Consider the following 16,444-nt stretch of genomic DNA (forward strand, 5'->3'; position numbering starts at 1 on the left):
CGAGAGAGACTGGCCACAGAATTCGTGGAGATATCGAAATATCGACCGCTGAACCGGTCGTACCGGGATTCAGAAACGCACCTTACCCGGCCCGTAATACCGATTTTCGCCCATTTTCGAGTGTAAACGGTCGTGCGTGTTTTTGAGCACGGACCTTCAACCCGCGAGCGATGAACGCGTCTCATCGCCACTGGACACTCGACTTACTCCTGGTCGTCGTAGGGGCAGTCGCCGCGCTCGCGGTGATTCTCCTCGACGTTCCCGGGTCTGTCGTTCGTAGTCTGCTCGTCGTCCCGCTTATCGTCCTGTACCCCGGGTACGCACTGTTAGCAGCAATCTTCCCGGAGCGACGGTCAGACGTCGAGTCAGACAGGATGGGAAGAGAACAGACAGTGACGAGTCCGACACCACACACAGCAGGGCTCTTCTACTCCGTCAGGATAATTCTCGCAGCCACGGCGAGCCTCGCGATTACCGGTGCCATCGGACTGGTGACGAACTTCCTCGGAATGGGCTTCGCTGCGGAAGTCGTCGGCCTCGGTGCGTTCGGGGTGACCATGGTCTTGACTGGTATCGCCGTCGTTCGACGCGCGTTGCTCCCGGGAGAGGCACGCGAAGGATTCCCACCGCTCGCGGTCATCTTCGGGAGCGCGGCAACTGCCGCGGGGACGCTCAACTCGCCTCTCTCCCGCGACTCTCAGGGGGCCTCGGTGTCGGTTCTCGTCAACCTCCTCCTGGTGGTGAGCGTCGTCGCGTTCCTCAGCAGTGTCGGCTTCGCGATGGTAGAGACCCACTCACCGGAGTCGGATTTCACCGAAGTCTATCTCGTGACCGAAAACGGGTCCGGGTACGAAGCCAGCGGATATCCGCAACAACTCACACAGGGTGAGCCGACACCGGTGACGCTGGCAGTCGAGAACCACGAACACGAGACGGCGTCCTACACGGTCGTCACCGAGCTCCAGCGGTTGGACAGGACAGCAAACGGGTCGACAGTCGTCGAGGAACGCGAACTCTGGCGGACCGAACAGACCGTCGAAGACAACGAGACGGCGTACATTCAGCGCGACGTGACGCCGACGATGTCGGGAGACTCACTCAGACTCGTCTTCCACGTCTACAAAGGCGCGGTTCCCGACGACCCCGACCGCTCGAACGCGTACAGAACGGTCCAGTTAGTCGTCTCCGTCGGCGGAGATGGTACACAATCAGTACAGATATCGTCTGGAGGGCCTGGCACCTGATGCTGCCGTGGGAGCACTTGCTCTTCGGCTACGTCTGGTACTCGGTGCTGAATCGTCTCGTCTGGCATCGTCCGATCGGTGACGGAGAAGCGCTGACGGTCGTGCTGGCGACCCAGGCACCGGACCTACTCGACAAGACTCTCTCGTGGACGCTCGGCCTCACCGCGACAGGGTACGGTCCGGCACATTCCTTGCTCGTCGGCGCACCGATAGTGACACTCGTCGCGGGCCTTGCGTGGACACGCGACAGAGCGCGACTCGGGAGTGCGCTCTTCGTCGCCTACGCGTCACATCTCGTCGGTGACGCTCTCGCACTCCGTGCCAACGGCCCCACTCCCGGGCGACTCCTCTGGCCACTGGTCACCTACGACCCGTACGAAACCAACCTGGGGTTCGTCGAACGGACCACGAAGTATCTCGGTGAGTTCGTCGTCAAGATTTCGAACCCCGAGAACGTCGTCCTCGTCGTGGGATACGTCGCAGTCCTCTCGTCAGTGACGGTACTGTGGGCACTCGACGGGACACCGGGAATCCGATGGGCACGCCGCGTCGTCGGCGCTGACCGTTGAGTTCCCGACGACGAACGTGTCAACTGAAAACTTCGAACATTCATACTATTTTTCTGAAACGATAATTTATTCGATTAACGGTTGTGTATTTTCAAATCAATAATACGAAAATCTCCAAAAAAGCTCATTAGACAGAAACGGGGACTCTCTCCCAATGCGCGAAACGAGCGTTGACGGAGACAACAGGATGGTATCACGTCGGCAAGTACTGAAGGGAGTGGGAGGAACGCTCGCGACGCTTTCCGTCGCGGGGGCAGCATCGGCAGACCGGGACTGGTACGACGTAACCGAAGCGGGGGCAGACCCGACTGGCAACGATTCTATCAATCCAGTATTGGACGATATTCCGATAGATGACGGGACGACGCTGTATTTCCCACCGGGCGAGTATCTGATGGACGACGTCTTTCGGCACGTCGATTTCCATGGGTTCGAACTGAGCGCCGACGACGCGACAATCGTCCCTGCCGCGGATTACGACGGAAAGTGGTTGTTCAAACTGGGGACCGCCGACCAACCGGGCGAAGACCTCAGAGTCGAGGGACTCGACTTCGACTTCACGGAGGACAACACGGGACTTCGCGTGATTCAAGCACAGGTGAGAGACGACCTCCTCGTTCAGGACCTCGGAGTCGTCGGCCGACACGACAGCGGAAAGTACGGCCCGTTCCTCTTCGACATCACTGACTCCTCAGGAATCGGCGCGATAGAGAACGTTCGGGTCCCCGACGGTGGGGAGTTCTCCGAGAACACACCGGGTGATATCTCGGTGGGGCCGACGGGAATCATCGTCTCACCGTTCCACGATGGGAAACTCTGGGTTCGCAACTGCGAGGTCGGACCGTGGCCCGACAACGGTCTCTACTGTTCCACAGATGGGGGTCGGGTCGTCGTCGAAGGCGGGCTCTTCAAGAACAGTAACATCTCGAATATTCGACTCTCGGGAGACTACAGTTCGATTCACGACGCGACAGTCATCATCGACGACAGTCGTGATGACGACGTCAATCAGCGTGCGATTCGACTGGATGGCGGGAAATACAACTGGATAGAGAACACCGAGATTCGACTGGAGAAACCAAACGGCCGTGCAATCAGCGTCCAAAACGAAGTCGAATGGGCGCGAATTCAGAACTCCCGGATCGTCGTCAACGGCGACGTTCCGACCAGAGCGGTGTCAGTCTCATCTGGCGCGGGGAAAGTCGACATCATCGGCACCGATATCGAGTTCAATACCCCCGGTCAAGCGCTCTACATCGAGGGGTCGAGCAGTGCGGACGCCGACCCTGTGTACGTGCTGAAGTCGAGTGTCAGCGGGAGTGGCGACGGGTCACACGGCCGCCACGCCGTCCGGGCCGAGCGGGGTAACTGTACGTTCGACCGGTTCGACATCGAGCAGACGGGTGGGAGCTATCGCCGTGGAATCAAGGTAATCGGTGACGGATGTACGTTCCTGTGGAGTGACCACGACGCGACACACATTCCAATCGTCAACGATGCCGACGGAACCCGGTTCCACGGCATCACCTCGCAGTCGAAAGAGGGGTACGAAGGAATGAAGATACTCGACGGGTCGGACGACGTCGAACTCACCGACTCTGCAATCTACAACGGCGTCTGGGAATCCGGTGACGTGAACGTCTTCTACGACGGGAACTGGTTCCTCTAATCGAACCCCATTACGGAGACAGTGTCGCCTTGACGAGTCGTCCGACAGCCCGGCGAATCCGTTGTGAAACCCCCGACTTCGAGATGCCCAGTCTCTTCGCGAGTTCTCCCTGAGAGATTTTCCGCGGAACGTTGAAGTATCCGTTCCGATAGGCGACCAGCAGTACCTCACGGTGACCCGGAAGGAGCATCGTCTCCGCGCCGACGTCGGTATCTCGGGCGACGTGGAGTCGCTTCACACGAAACGTGATGTCGTGGTCGTGGTAGTGTGACTGTACCCGATGGAGCGTCGAGTGGGCAGGGAGGTGCATCTGAACGTTCCACGCACCGTCTTCGTGCTGAACGGAGATGACACGCACACCCATCTCGGTCGTCGAGGGTGGAACGAGCGGAACCCCGCTCTCGAAGTGAACCCTGTACCGGTTGTCGTCACCAATCGACCCGAGGTACGCCGCGTCCGTGACCGTCGGATCAGACTTGAGCGCGTCCAACAGCGCCTCGGGATTGCTTCCCTCGACAACGACGAACGCACAGTCCCACCCAAGTCCTTCGGTCGGTTGGAACTCCAGTTCTACAGGGGCCGAATGAGTCGCGGTGAAAGACGAGAGTACTAACTGTGGGTCCTCGAAGCGAATCTCCAGATAAATCGGTCGTGACGCTGTTCCACGTCCCACGGTCATCGACTGTATTCGTGTCCCCCGAATGGGTTATTATGTAGATGGTAAGGTTGCAGTACAATCGTTTCGAATGGCCAAAGTCCCAGTCCGAAATTCGGAGCACTCCACTACGATACCCATAATAACGACCCTGAGGTGCGCACTCAGCGGTACCGCTCACGCTACAATGTACAAAGACAACTCAATCGCCGTCGTCGTACCAGCGTACAACGAAGAGGGATACGTCGGTGAGGTCATCGACACACTGCCTTCGTTCGTCGACGTGGCGTACGTCATCGACGACGGGTCAACCGACGGAACGTGGGACGAAATCGTTTCGCACGCCGAATCGTTCAACGCTGCACACGCTCCCGACTCGCCGGATTACGACGAGGTCGTCGTCCCGATACAGCACGAGACGAATAAGGGAGTCGGCGGCGCTCTCAAGACGGGATACCTCCGGGCACTCGAAGACGAAGTCGACATCACGGCCGTTCTCGGTGGCGACGGCCAGATGGACCCGAATGAACTCGCGAAGTATCTCGACCCGATTGCAGAGGGTGACGCCGACTATTCGAAAGGGAATCGGTTCATGAAGCGCGAGGATCTGGCGGCCATGCCGAGTTTCCGACTCGTCGGCAACTCGATTCTCTCGTATCTGACGAAGGTTTCGAGTGGGTACTGGAAGACGATGGACCCACAGAACGGCTACACAGCCATCTCGTACGAGGCGTTGAAAGAAGCCGACATCGAGAATATGTACGAGTACTACGGCTACTGTAACGACCTCCTCGTCAAGCTCAACACCGAAAATCTCCGAGTTGCGGACGTCGCGTGTTCTGCCGAGTATCTCTACGACGACGACTGGAAGAGTCACATCGACTACGGTGAGTACATCCCACGCGTCTCCGGGATGTTGCTTCAGAACTACTTCTGGCGCGTCAAAAACAAGTACATGCTCCGTGACTTCCACCCGTTAGCAGCATTCTACCTCCTCGGGACGACTGTCTCGGGTATCGCCGTCTTGGGCCTCGTCGCAACAGGTCTCACGAGAGACAGCGACGGTCCATCCGGACTTGGAAGCTGGGCTATCGGTCTCCTCTTCGGACTCACCTTCCTCCTCCTCGGGACCGTCTTCGACCACGACGACAACGAAGCACTCGAGATTCAGGTCGACGACGATACGTACGACACGCAGGTCCCTGGCGAATAACCAGCGCGCTTCGGGTGGCATGTGGGGGGCCCACACACGGAGTATATAATAGGTGGACATGTGAAGAGAGTCACGTTGGTCAGTGTGGTGCGTCTCCTTCTTCATGACACAACGAAGTCCACGACCGAACACTGACGACAGCACACAGACCCGTGAATCGATTGCCCCACGGGTCAGCAGACGTTCGTACTTACTCGGTACCATCGGAACTCTCACTGCCGGTGGAATCCTGCTGTCCAGCGTCGACAACGCGAAGGCAGGAGCGATGCCAGTTGATATCCCGCAGGCCTACGTCGACCGGTTCCCCAACATCGTGAACGTCGTGGAGGCGGGTGCAGACCCGAACGGAGTGACCCCAATCGACGACGTACTCACGAAGCTCGTCGGGGACGACACCCTCCTCGTCTTCCCGGCAGGGCGCTATCTGATGAACCGTCAACTCAGGAAGACCGGATTCACGAATCTCGGGTTCTACGGCCCGGAAGCGACCATCTCCCACGGCCGAATCGACGCAATCGAACGCAACTCCGTCACTGCTGGCGAGTTCAACGGCCCAGCACGGTTCTTCCGACTCGGCGTCATCTACTCGCCGGGGCGTGACCTCCTCTTCGAGGGGTTCACGTTCGATTTTACCACCCCACAGACAGGGATTCGCGCTATCGAGGCCTACGTCACCGACGGACTCGAAGTGCGTGATATCACGGTCGATGGCGAGCACGATACCGGAACACTCGGCCCAGCGCTCTTCAGCGTGACCGCAGCAAACGGAACCGGTCTCGTCGAACGATTTAAAGCGCCCGATGGTGGGGCCTACACCGAAGACACCATCGGAGACATCACCCTCGGCCCGACTGGGATGCTCATCGACCCGAACAGCGCAGGAACCATCCGTATCGTCGACTGCGAACTCGGACGCTTCCCCGACAACGGTCTCTACGTCTCGGGTGCGAAAGGCGTCGTCCACGTCGAAGGCGGGCTCTACAAGAACAGCACCGTCTCTTCGCTTCGCCTCAAGGGATACGGAAGCAGTATCTCCGGTGCAAGGGTCGTCATCGACGAGTTAGTGCCCGGAATCAGCCAACGCGGGATTCGACTCGACGACGGTGCGAACCTCCGCGTCGAAAATACGACTGTCGAGGTGACCGGCCCGGCGGAGAACGCCATCCGGGTCCTCGACAACGTCGAAACGGCGACGATTCAGGGGTGTACTATCGTCCTCAACGACGACGGCGGATGTGGCCGTGGCATCCAGGTGACGGACGACGCCGGGCGAGTAGAGATACTCGACACGACGATCGACATCTACGGGTCGAACTTCGGCATCTACCTCCAGGGTCGGAACAGTCCCGAAGACGCGACTGTTCTCGTCAAAAACGTCACGATCACGGGGCCAGCGCCGGGATATGCCCAGCGTGAAGCGATTCGCATCGAACGCGCCAACTGCCGCTTCGAAAATCTGACAATCGATCAACCCGGCGGCGAATTCCGTCGCTGTGTCGAGGTTATCGGAGACGACAACCTGTTCGTCGGTGGTACGTACACCTCCACTCACCACCCCTTCATCAACTCGGGGAGTCGGACTCGGTTCGACGAAATCACTGCGAGGTCGTACAGCGGTCGCCAGGCACTCAAACTGTACGCCGACGGAACCGACGTCGTCGTCATGGACTCCACGCTCTACGGTGGGTACATCGACAACGGGGCCGAAGGGTTCGTCGTCGACAACACCGAGATGCCACCCGCCTGAGACGACGGCACCCTTACCCACCCGATAATCTTGGGCCGGGAGTGAGCACTGTGAGGTAACGTATGGACCACGACCGACTGGCCGACAAAGACCTCCTCGTCGTTTCACATGGATACAAACACTTCGTCAAGTCGCAGGTAGACGTCCTCGCGGAGTACTTCGACTCCATCACTGTCTGTGTCAGGTACAACTGGTTCGCGGACGTCGCCTCGCGACTCCCGATAGACGGTGGCGAAGGGTTCGGAAAAGACGCGAAAATCGCACAAACGGACGTTCCAGAGAACGTCCACGTCATCGAGACACCACTTCTCTATCTTCCCCTCGACATCCAGCGAGAGCATCTGCTCGGACAACAGCACGTCCGGAAGGTAAAGCAACAACTGGAGTCCCACCCTGTCTCGTTCGACCTGATTCACTGTCACATGTCGTGGACGTCGGGATACGTCGGTGCACGACTGAAAGACGAACTCGACATCCCCTACGTGCTCACCGTCCACGCGAACCGAAACTGGTTCGAAACCCAACTCCAATCCGACAACGAGCGACTGCACGAAGCGTGGTCGTCGGCCGACCGTCTCATCCGCGTCAACCGACGCGACCGCTCGAAACTCGAAGCGTACAACGACGACGTCGTCCACATCCCCAACGGGTACGACACCGACACGTTCGAACGAATCCCGACCGCAGCGGCCCGGGACCGACTCGGTATCGACGCCGAAAGACCCGTTGTGTTCGCGCTCGGGACGTTGAAGCCACGAAAAGGCTTCCAACACTTGATGCGCGCGATGACGACAGTCCACGACGGTGAACCCGACGCTCGGCTCGTCATCGGCGGGCAGGGAGGTATGCGCGACGAACTCGAATCACTCGCCGAGGAACTCGACATCGACCACCAGACCGACCTCCTTGGCTACGTCGACTCGGAGACGCTGAACGACTGGATGAACGCCGCCGACCTGTTCGTCCTCCCGAGTTACAGCGAGAGTTTCGGCGTCGTGCAACTGGAGGCGATGGCCTGCGGGACACCGGTGGTCGCCACCGAGAACGGTGGCAGTGAAGAAGTCGTCACGAGCGACGACTACGGCCTCCTCGTGGAAGGCCCCGAGTCACACGACGAACTCGCCGACGCCATCCTCGACGCCCTGCACCGTGAATGGGACGCCGACGCCATCGAAGCGTACGCCAACGAACTGACGTGGGAGAACGTCTGCGAAGAGATTGCCGACTGCTACGTCGAAGTTCTCGACGAACACGAACGAGAGACTGAGAGCGCGAGACAGTAAGCCACCGTGTCGGTCTCGCGACGACTCGGATAGGTGTAATCTGCTTTTCGAAAACGAGTCGGGTCGTGAGTTAGTTCGCAGTACGCACAGCGAGTGCAACGACGCCGACGAACAGAATCGACTGGAACCACATCGACCCACCGGTCGGTGACCACTGTGAGAAAAGCCAGTCAGTCGCCGTCATTGGGCGAGCCATCAGCAGTGTCGACGAGTCGTTCGTACTCGTGGTGGTGTCAGTCGTCGTGGTGGTGTCAGTCGTATTCGTCGACGACGTGGTGGTCGTCGTGTTCTCTGTTGTCGTCGTGTCCGTCGTGGTATCCTCAGTCGTCGTCGTGTTCTCAGTCGTCGTCGTTGACGACGTGGTCGTGGTGTCCGTCGTCGTTGTTGTAGACGTGGTCGTGGTGTCCGTTGTCGTTGTCGTGGACGTAGTTGTAGTGTCCGTCGTCGTTGTCGTAGACGTAGTTGTAGTGTCCGTCGTCGTGGACGTGGTCGTCGTGTCCGTCGTCGTGGTCGTATCCGTCGGAGTCGACGTAGTGGTCGTGGTCGTATCCGTCGGAGATTCGGTCGTCGATGTCGCCGTCGTCGTCTCAGTCGGCGTCGATGTTGTCGTCTCAGTCGGCGTGTCGTCGTCGCCACCCGATTCAGTCGTCGAGGTCGTGTTTGTCCCCGGTGTCGTGGTCGAATTCGCCGAACTGGTCGTCGTGTTCGACGGCGAATCCGTGGTCTGCGTCTCGCTCGTCGAGGTGGGTGACGACGTTGGCGTCGGAGAATCCGTCGTCGGCATCGGTGTGTCCGTGACGGGGGCAGTGGTGTTCACCTCTGGAACCGGCGAATCACCGTCGATGGACGGACCGACGTCGACGCCCGGAACTCCAACGGCGAGTGCAACTCCCGAGACGGAGAGGACAACCCCCAACGCGAGGAGGATGTGCTGGAGGGAGCCTTTGTGGCGCTCGGCCCACGACTCGTTACCCCACGACGGCCCACCCGACCCACCGAGACCACCGCGTCGCATCCGAATGTCGGTCGCACGTCGCCCGATGGGATTGGGAAGTGACTCTAACACGTCCAGTGCTTCGTCGACGTCGACGGCACCCACGATGAACGCCACTGTCACGTAGACGAGGAAGCCAATCGGGGGGACGACTGCCAACGCGACGAGACTGTTCTCGAGCGTCATCGAGAGGATGAATATCGGGACACCCGCGATGAATCCCGTCGCAACCACGCGGCCGAGGCGCGCGTCCGCGAACGGTTTGTATCCGAGGTAGCGCGCACTGAAGAGGTTGAAGAGGGGGAGCGACGAGTACCCGGTGGTCGTCGCGATGGCCGCCCCGAGAATTCCGTACTGAGGGATGAGTACCGCGTTCAACGCGATGTTCAGCGCCGCCGCCGCACCGGTCGCCGCGATGAGTGGTTTCATATCCGCCTTCGCGTGACTGATGGCGAGAATCGGCCTGACGACTGCGAACCCGATGGTCCCGGGAAGGAGGATGAGCAACGGTGTGACGACCGGCATCGCTCCGTCACCGAGGTACAACGGGACGAAATCTTTCGCGAGCGCTCCCAATCCAAGCGAGAGCAGGACGACGACGAGCATCCCGTACCGGGTGACTCGCGACGCAATCTCGTTGATTTGGTCGATGCGACCGTCTGCCCACAGGTCCGAGACTGACTGGACGAGCATCGACTGGATGGACCGAGGGATGACCCAGAGGAACTGGCTGATGACCAGCGCGGACTTGTAATACCCGACCTGCGTCTCCGTGACGAACGACGCGAGCATCAGCACGTCGACGTGGTACATCGACGTGAGAAACAGCATGTAGACCACCGAGAGGTGGTTGAAACTGAACAGTTCCCACGTCGGGAACTCCTGGGGTGTCGTACTGAAAATCCCTCGGAGCGAGATGTTTTGACGAAGCCACCACAGTGCCAGGAGGGCAACGAGGCTGTTGACGACGATGAGGCCGACCAACAGACCGCCAATCTCGAATCCGAGATAGGCGATGCCGATGAGTGCGAGTCTCGACCCCACTTTGTTGAACACGCGGAGCGGTTCCGAGAGATGTTCTTGCTTGAGGCCCATCAGGGACCGGCGAGAGTACTCACGGAACTGCGTTGCGATGGTAAGCCCGGCCAACCCATAGAATCCGATGACGTACTCCTGGCCGAGGAACCGGGTGACCAGACCGAATCTGGCAGCGGCGGCGAACGCGATCGCGGTCAACACCGCGAGGATGGTCCCGAGTCGGAAGTAGTAGCCGAAGACGTTGGCCTTCCAGTTCTGTATCGACCGGTCTTCGGCGAGGAACTTCCGGGCACCACTGTTGATACCGGAACTCATCAATATCGTCGAGATGCCGAATACGGCAGTGAGTGTACTGTAGCGCCCGTACAGTTCGAATCCGAGCGTCGTGATGAGAATCGGGGTCAAGACCACCGAGGACAGCACGATGAAGATTCGCCCGCCGAAGATGGAGAGGAACGCCGTCACCATGTTCCGCTTCATCGTGACAGCCCCCTCGTGGGACGCTCGACGTGTGTACTCGTCGCTCCTCGACGCCGGTGTGTCCGGCAGTATAGATGTGGGCTCGTTGCTGTCCGGTGGTTCGTGTACATAAATACGCAGGGAGGGAGAGTCAGTTCGAGGACTCGATCTCGATGCTGACCGAGTCACCGTCTTTCAGGTAGTACTCGGTCGGCTCGACGGGGTCGCCGTTCACGGTGACCGTGACCGTTCCGTTCTCGCCGTCGTACGGATACGTCGTTCCGTTGTACGTGACGGAGTCGTCGGTCATGTTGATGCCGTCGAGAGTAGACATGGCGTACGCGAGCGTGACGTGCGCGGAGTGAGCGTGCCAAGGATTCGCGTGTCCGCCTTCGAAGTGGAAGTGGTCGTTGTGCCCTGCTTGCTGGTATTTGTCACGACTGAAGTCGAGCTGCTCACCGTCGACGGTGAAGTCGATCGTCCCGTGGACGTGCAGTTGCTCCGGTGGGATGTACTCGCCCGGCGTCGTGACGTTCGAATCGTCGGTGATGACCATGACCCAAATCTGGTCGTCAGATTCGAGTGTGTACTCGTCGGGGTCGACTTCGTGACTGTCGACACGGTAAATGATTTTCGTGCCGTCAGTGGACTCGTCGTAGGTTTCGCCGTCGTACGACAGCGTCGACTCGGACGCCTCGACACCGGTATCTGCGAGTGCCTCCGCGAGCGTCGTGCTCTCGTTGGTGTACCACGTGTCGGTGTCGGTCACGGCCACTGCGTCTTCTTCGTCGAGTTTCTCGGCGATGTCGATGCGGTCACCAGCGACCATCACGGCCATCTCCCCGGTGTACGCGGCGTCGATACTCGACGCCCCAGTCTCGTTCGACGTGGAGTTGTTCCCGGAACTGTTGGAGTCTTCTTCCGTCGTGGTCTCCTGTTGTGTCGTCGTCTGTGTGGTCGTCTCTGTCGTCTGTGTCGTCTGCGCGGTCGTCTCTGTCGTGACCGCCTCTGTCGGTGTACTCGTGTCGCCGCCAGTGAACGACGAACAACCGGCCGTCGTCATCAGGAGGGCGACGAGAAGTGCGATACTCGCTCGTTTCAGTGTTCTCGATGGTAGTTCCATCTCTGTCGCTCTGGACAACACACTGCCCCTCCGTTATTATCGAGTAGTTAGTTCAGATTTACCGGCCGGATAATAAGGGTAGATGAACACGAGAGTGCCACTAAAGTGTCACGTACGCATCCGAGGAGGTCGGTTCGATGAACAAGGATAGAGCCCTGACGCTCGCGCTGGCACTCGTGTGTCTCTTCGTCGTCGGGTCGGCCGCAGGGTCGCTCGAATCTGCAGTCGACTCGTCACCGAGCGAGGCGATCGACCTCGACTACGCCTCACTTCCCATCGACAAAGGACAGGCCAGCGATATCAAACGAGAGTATCAATCGATGACCGACGACCCACAGGCGACCCCTGAAGAGACGAACCAAGGCAGTTCCGACGAGGTAGAACCGAGTTCGAAGAGTAACGGCGACGGAGACGACAGCTCCTCGTCGAGTTCGTCCAAGACCGAACAGTCGTCTGGGTCGGGATCGGAAGACCCCAAGAACACGCTAGAGCAGTTACTCGACGCGCTCCTGGCGTTCCTATCGACACTCGTCACGTACCTCGTCGCACTCGTCGCACTCGTCGCACTCGCGGTTTCAGTTCGTTACAGAGACGAGATTGCCACACGAGTCAGTCCGGTTTTCGGCCGTCTCAGGAGTTCGACGGCCGACGAGTACGATTCGGACGACAGCCGTCCACCGGCGACGCCGCAGAACGAAGTCGCTGAGGCGTGGTACGAGATGGTCCAGCGACTGAAGCTCGACGGCGAGGGGCCACTCACACCACGAGAACGAGCAGCGCTCGCCCGGCGGAACGGTGCAGACGCCAACACAGTCTGGTCGCTCACAGAACTCTTCGAGGAGGTCACCTACGGCGGTGCACCGGTCACCGAAGACCGACGCCAACGGGCCCGACAGTACCTCGACAGAGTACGCCGTCTCGACAGAGGTGGGGACTCGTGAACGCCCGACAGATACTCCTTGGGGTCGCAGGACTGGGCTGTCTCGTCGTCGGAACACTGGTTCAGGGCGTCGGAACCGGCATCACCGACGCGTTCTCAGGTTCGGGCGGCGACTACATCCTCGTGACAGGACTTTCGGTACTCGCCCTCGTCGCCGCCGTCCCGGTCCTCGTCTCGGGGCGGGAGAGTCAACTCGACCAGACGGAGACGCCAGATACAGAGACGCCAATCGACACCCCACCGGCCGGGCAGTCGTTCGACGAGACGATTCAGGGGTGGCGATTTCGAACACCAATCGTCGGTGAACGAACGCGGACGACGATCAAGAATCGACTGCGAACGGCTGCCGTCGAGGTGCTGATGCGCACCGAAGACTGTGGCCGAAGTCAGGCGCAGCGACTCGTCAGACGTGGCGCGTGGACCGACGACGAAACGGCCGCCGCGTTCCTTGGAAGGCCACAGCAGTCAACCCTGAACACCGCCGTTGCAGCACTCCCGCGACGACAGACTCCGGCCGAGTATCGGGCACATCGTACAGCCGACGCGATTCACGCAATCGAACACGGAGAGAGCCGATAATGGAACCAAACCAGACCAACCGCTGGCGTGGTATCGTGGCCGTCTCACTCGTCGTCGCAGCAGGGGGGCTTCTGGCGAAACGACAAGAACTCCTCTTGGTCTCGACTGTCGGTATCGTCTTCGCCACCTACCATCGTTCCGTCCCGCTCTCGGAACCGTCGCTCGCACTCGAACGACGACTCTCGACCACGACCCCCGCCGACGGCGACGAGGTTGACGTGACAGTCTCGGTCACGAACGAAGGGTCCGAATCGCTGTTCGATTGTCGTCTCGTCGACGGCGTCCCCCCGGCACTCGCCGTCACAGACGGTCCTGCACGACAGGGGATGGTTCTTCGGCCCGGAGACTCAGAGACCTTCACGTACACCGTCGAAGCCAAACACGGACACCATACCTTCGAACCCGCAACAGCAGTCGTCAGAGACCCGAGCGGTGACCGCGAGGTCGAACTCGAACTCCAGTCCGACGACGACACGGAACTGGACTGTACGACCGACATCTCGAACGGCCCAGTTCGACCCCAGACACTCGACACCGTCGGCAACGTCACCGCCAACGGCATCGGAACTGGAATCGAATTCCAACAGACCAGAGCGTATCGACGTGGCGACCCAGTGAGCCAAATCGACTGGAACAGATACGCATCGACTGGCGACCTCACCACGGTCGAGTTTCGCGAGGAACAGGCAGTCTCCATCCTCGTCCTCGTCGACACGCGGGCAGTAGCCTACCGAAGTCCCCCGACGGGAACGCACGCAGTCGACGCCGGTGTCTCGGCAGCGACACAACTGACGGCGTCGTTCCTCCGGGGGCGAAACCACGTCGGACTCGCTGCCCTGTCGGCCGATTCGTGTTTCGTCGCCCCTGACGCCGGGCGCGAACACCGAATCAGGGTTCGAGAGTGCCTGACGACACACCCAGCGTTTGCTTCGAGGCCGACCGGTGAGGAGTCTGCAGTCGAGACACAGGTAACGCGGTATCTCGAACGACTCGGCGCACAGACGCAGGTCGTCTTCGTCTCACCGGTCTGTGACGACGACGCCGTCGAGATTGCACGTCGATTCGACACGCACGGACATTCCGTGACCGTCGTCTCGCCCGACGTCACCGCCGAGGAGACACCGGGAGAACGGTTAGCCACCGTCGAACGACAGAATCGACTGCACGCGCTTCGACAGGTCGGAATCCCGGTCATCGAATGGTCGCTCGACGGCTCCCTGGCGCTCGCAATCGAGGCCCAACGGAGGGTCAACGCGTGAGCGAAGCAGTCACTCGTCGGCCGGTCCGACTCAGCGCGCTCGTCTCGTTACTCGCCGCGAGCGTCGCGGTGTCGCTCATCGAACCCGCTGCGACGGTCGGGATGTTCGTCATGGTGGTCGGTATCGCAGTGACCCGGGAGGGTGCACACCGCTTCCGAGAGACCAACCGACTGTTCGGAACTGCGGCGCTCGGAATCGGCGGTATCGTCTCCATCGCTGGCGTCGGGCTTGCCGCGACGAGTGTCACGAGAGTCCCCGGGATGGTCGAGGTGGGTCTCGGAATCGTTGGACTCGGGTGTCTCGGTCTCGGGACACTCCCCCTTCGCGGCACAGGGTCGCGTCTCTTGGTGAAACTCGGGAACGCAGCAATCCTCCTCTGTATCGTCGGCGGCGGGCTCTTTCAGGACGCAGGAACGATTCCATTGCTCCTGTCGTGTGCGGCGCTGGTACTCTCGTGGGACGCTGCGGAGAACTCGATAAACGTCGGTGAGCAACTCGGGCGTGAGTCGAAGACGTGGCCAGTCGAGTCTGCCCACCTCGGTGTGACCGCGGTCGTCGGCGGTATCGCCGTCGTGTCCGGTCTGGTCGTCCGTGACCTCGGAACGCCGGGGCTTCCACTTCACTCGGTCGTGTTTCTCCTGGTCGCCCTGGTGTTCCTTACGCTCGCGCTCCACGACTGACCGTCGGAACCGAAACCTCTGCGAGTACTTCGTCGACGATCTGTTTTCGTTCAACATTGTTCACGGTCGCCTCGGCGGTCGGGACGATGCGATGTGCCACCGTCGCGTGGGCGACTGCTTTCACGTCGTCAGGGATGACGAAACTCCGCCCCTGCACTGCGGCGGTGGCCCGGACCACTTCGAACAGTCGCTGGCACCCACGGGGAGAGACGCCGACCGAGACGCGTTCGTCGGTGCGAGTCTGGCGGACGATGTCGACGATGTACTGTTTTATCTCGTCGTTCACCCGAACCGTCTCAGGGACTCGTTGCATCTCTCGGACCAGGTCCCTCGAGAGGACGCTCGAGACCGTTGGCGTCGGTTCGTCACGTGCGTCACGCCTGTCGAGGAGTTCTAACTCTCCTTCTTCGTCGGGATACCCGAGGCTGTCTTTGATGAGGAACCGGTCTTTCTGCGCTTCCGGAAGCGGGAAGGTCCCTTCGCCCCGTTCGACCGGATTCTGCGTGGCGATGACGAAGAACGGGTCCGGAAGTGCGTGCGTCTCGCCGTCGACGGTCACCTGCCCTTCGGCCATCGCTTCGAGGAGGGCCGCCTGCGTCTTCGGCGACGCACGGTTGATTTCGTCCGCGAGGACGACGTTCGCGAACAGTGGCCCCTCGCTGAACTCGAAGGTTCGGTCACGTTCGTCGAAGACGTACGTCCCGGTAACGTCGGCAGGCAAGAGGTCGGGAGTGAACTGGATGCGACTGAACGAGAGACCGAGTGCAGTCGCAAAACTCTGCGCAGTCAGTGTCTTCCCGGTTCCGGGAACGTCTTCGAGGAGGACGTGACCCTGCGAGAGAACGCCTGTGAGAACTCGTCTGAGAACGCTCCGGTCGACGACGACGGAGCGGGATATTTCGTCGAGAACGCGGGTACTCTGCCTGTGTAATTCGTCGATGTCCATACGCCCTCGTCTGCCCACTCGGCTATTATTATCCGACGGATAAGCA

At 60.2% G+C, this 16,444-nt stretch carries 14 protein-coding genes; 10 read left to right on the forward strand and 4 right to left on the reverse strand.

Annotation, left to right across the window (positions count from 1 at the left end; genetic code table 11):
- Positions 1–170 precede the first annotated feature (170 nt).
- From ACK3SC_RS18275 to ACK3SC_RS18285, 3 genes are all read left to right on the forward strand, one after another.
- The gene (locus tag ACK3SC_RS18275) at positions 171–1,244 is read left to right on the forward strand and encodes a DUF1616 domain-containing protein (RefSeq protein WP_416841682.1); all 1,074 of its coding nucleotides are present in this window, start codon (positions 171–173) and stop codon (positions 1,242–1,244) included.
- The gene (locus tag ACK3SC_RS18280) at positions 1,244–1,813 is read left to right on the forward strand and encodes a metal-dependent hydrolase (RefSeq protein ID WP_416841683.1); all 570 of its coding nucleotides are present in this window, start codon (positions 1,244–1,246) and stop codon (positions 1,811–1,813) included. Before ACK3SC_RS18275 ends, ACK3SC_RS18280 begins: the two co-directional genes overlap by 1 nt.
- A 154-nt stretch (positions 1,814–1,967) precedes the next feature.
- Positions 1,968–3,482, forward strand: coding sequence for a hypothetical protein (locus ACK3SC_RS18285; protein ID WP_416841684.1), 1,515 nt, complete (start codon positions 1,968–1,970; stop codon positions 3,480–3,482).
- Positions 3,483–3,492: 10 nt separating this feature from the next.
- Here ACK3SC_RS18285 and ACK3SC_RS18290 read toward each other — a convergent pair whose 3' ends face one another.
- On the reverse strand, positions 3,493–4,161 hold the full coding sequence (locus tag ACK3SC_RS18290) for a helix-turn-helix domain-containing protein (RefSeq protein ID WP_416841685.1): 669 nt from the start codon (positions 4,159–4,161) through the stop codon (positions 3,493–3,495).
- A 163-nt stretch (positions 4,162–4,324) separates the two neighbouring features.
- On the opposite strand from ACK3SC_RS18290, the gene ACK3SC_RS18295 reads away from it, so the two are divergent.
- From ACK3SC_RS18295 to ACK3SC_RS18305, 3 genes are all read left to right on the forward strand, one after another.
- Positions 4,325–5,350 (forward strand): glycosyltransferase family 2 protein, encoded by a 1,026-nt coding sequence (locus tag ACK3SC_RS18295; RefSeq protein WP_416841686.1) that lies wholly within the window; start codon positions 4,325–4,327, stop codon positions 5,348–5,350.
- A 103-nt stretch (positions 5,351–5,453) separates the two neighbouring features.
- Positions 5,454–7,097, forward strand: a complete 1,644-nt coding sequence (locus ACK3SC_RS18300) for a right-handed parallel beta-helix repeat-containing protein (RefSeq protein ID WP_416841687.1) — start codon at positions 5,454–5,456, stop codon at positions 7,095–7,097.
- A gap of 62 nt (positions 7,098–7,159) precedes the next feature.
- Positions 7,160–8,380 carry a glycosyltransferase gene (locus tag ACK3SC_RS18305; protein ID WP_416841688.1) on the forward strand — a complete coding sequence of 407 codons (1,221 nt, stop codon included), beginning with the start codon at positions 7,160–7,162 and terminating at the stop codon, positions 8,378–8,380.
- 70 nt (positions 8,381–8,450) lie between these two features.
- Here ACK3SC_RS18305 and ACK3SC_RS18310 read toward each other — a convergent pair whose 3' ends face one another.
- Together ACK3SC_RS18310 and ACK3SC_RS18315 are read right to left on the reverse strand one after the other, a co-directional pair.
- Positions 8,451–10,892: a polysaccharide biosynthesis C-terminal domain-containing protein gene (locus tag ACK3SC_RS18310; RefSeq protein ID WP_416841689.1), complete on the reverse strand. Its 2,442-nt coding sequence runs from the start codon at positions 10,890–10,892 to the stop codon at positions 8,451–8,453.
- A 130-nt stretch (positions 10,893–11,022) separates the two neighbouring features.
- Positions 11,023–12,015 (reverse strand): hypothetical protein, encoded by a 993-nt coding sequence (locus ACK3SC_RS18315; RefSeq protein WP_416841690.1) that lies wholly within the window; start codon positions 12,013–12,015, stop codon positions 11,023–11,025.
- Positions 12,016–12,131: 116 nt separating this feature from the next.
- Between ACK3SC_RS18315 and ACK3SC_RS18320 the strand changes: the two genes are divergently transcribed.
- The 4 genes from ACK3SC_RS18320 to ACK3SC_RS18335 are packed head-to-tail and all read left to right on the forward strand — an operon-like array spanning position 12,132 to position 15,452.
- Positions 12,132–12,935 carry a DUF4129 domain-containing protein gene (locus ACK3SC_RS18320; protein ID WP_416841691.1) on the forward strand — a complete coding sequence of 268 codons (804 nt, stop codon included), beginning with the start codon at positions 12,132–12,134 and terminating at the stop codon, positions 12,933–12,935.
- On the forward strand, positions 12,932–13,513 hold the full coding sequence (locus ACK3SC_RS18325; protein ID WP_416841692.1) for a hypothetical protein: 582 nt from the start codon (positions 12,932–12,934) through the stop codon (positions 13,511–13,513). The genes ACK3SC_RS18320 and ACK3SC_RS18325 overlap by 4 nt, the downstream gene beginning before the upstream one ends.
- Positions 13,513–14,772 carry a DUF58 domain-containing protein gene (locus tag ACK3SC_RS18330; protein ID WP_416841693.1) on the forward strand — a complete coding sequence of 420 codons (1,260 nt, stop codon included), beginning with the start codon at positions 13,513–13,515 and terminating at the stop codon, positions 14,770–14,772. The genes ACK3SC_RS18325 and ACK3SC_RS18330 overlap by 1 nt, the downstream gene beginning before the upstream one ends.
- On the forward strand, positions 14,769–15,452 hold the full coding sequence (locus tag ACK3SC_RS18335; RefSeq protein WP_416841694.1) for a hypothetical protein: 684 nt from the start codon (positions 14,769–14,771) through the stop codon (positions 15,450–15,452). Before ACK3SC_RS18330 ends, ACK3SC_RS18335 begins: the two co-directional genes overlap by 4 nt.
- On the opposite strand, the gene ACK3SC_RS18340 is transcribed toward ACK3SC_RS18335, so the two are convergent.
- Positions 15,430–16,398 (reverse strand): AAA family ATPase, encoded by a 969-nt coding sequence (locus ACK3SC_RS18340; protein WP_416841695.1) that lies wholly within the window; start codon positions 16,396–16,398, stop codon positions 15,430–15,432. The genes ACK3SC_RS18335 and ACK3SC_RS18340 overlap by 23 nt on opposite strands.
- Positions 16,399–16,444 lie beyond the last annotated feature (46 nt).

Source organism: Haloferax sp. DFSO52, from assembly GCF_048158745.1.
Classification (GTDB): Archaea; Halobacteriota; Halobacteria; order Halobacteriales; family Haloferacaceae; genus Haloferax.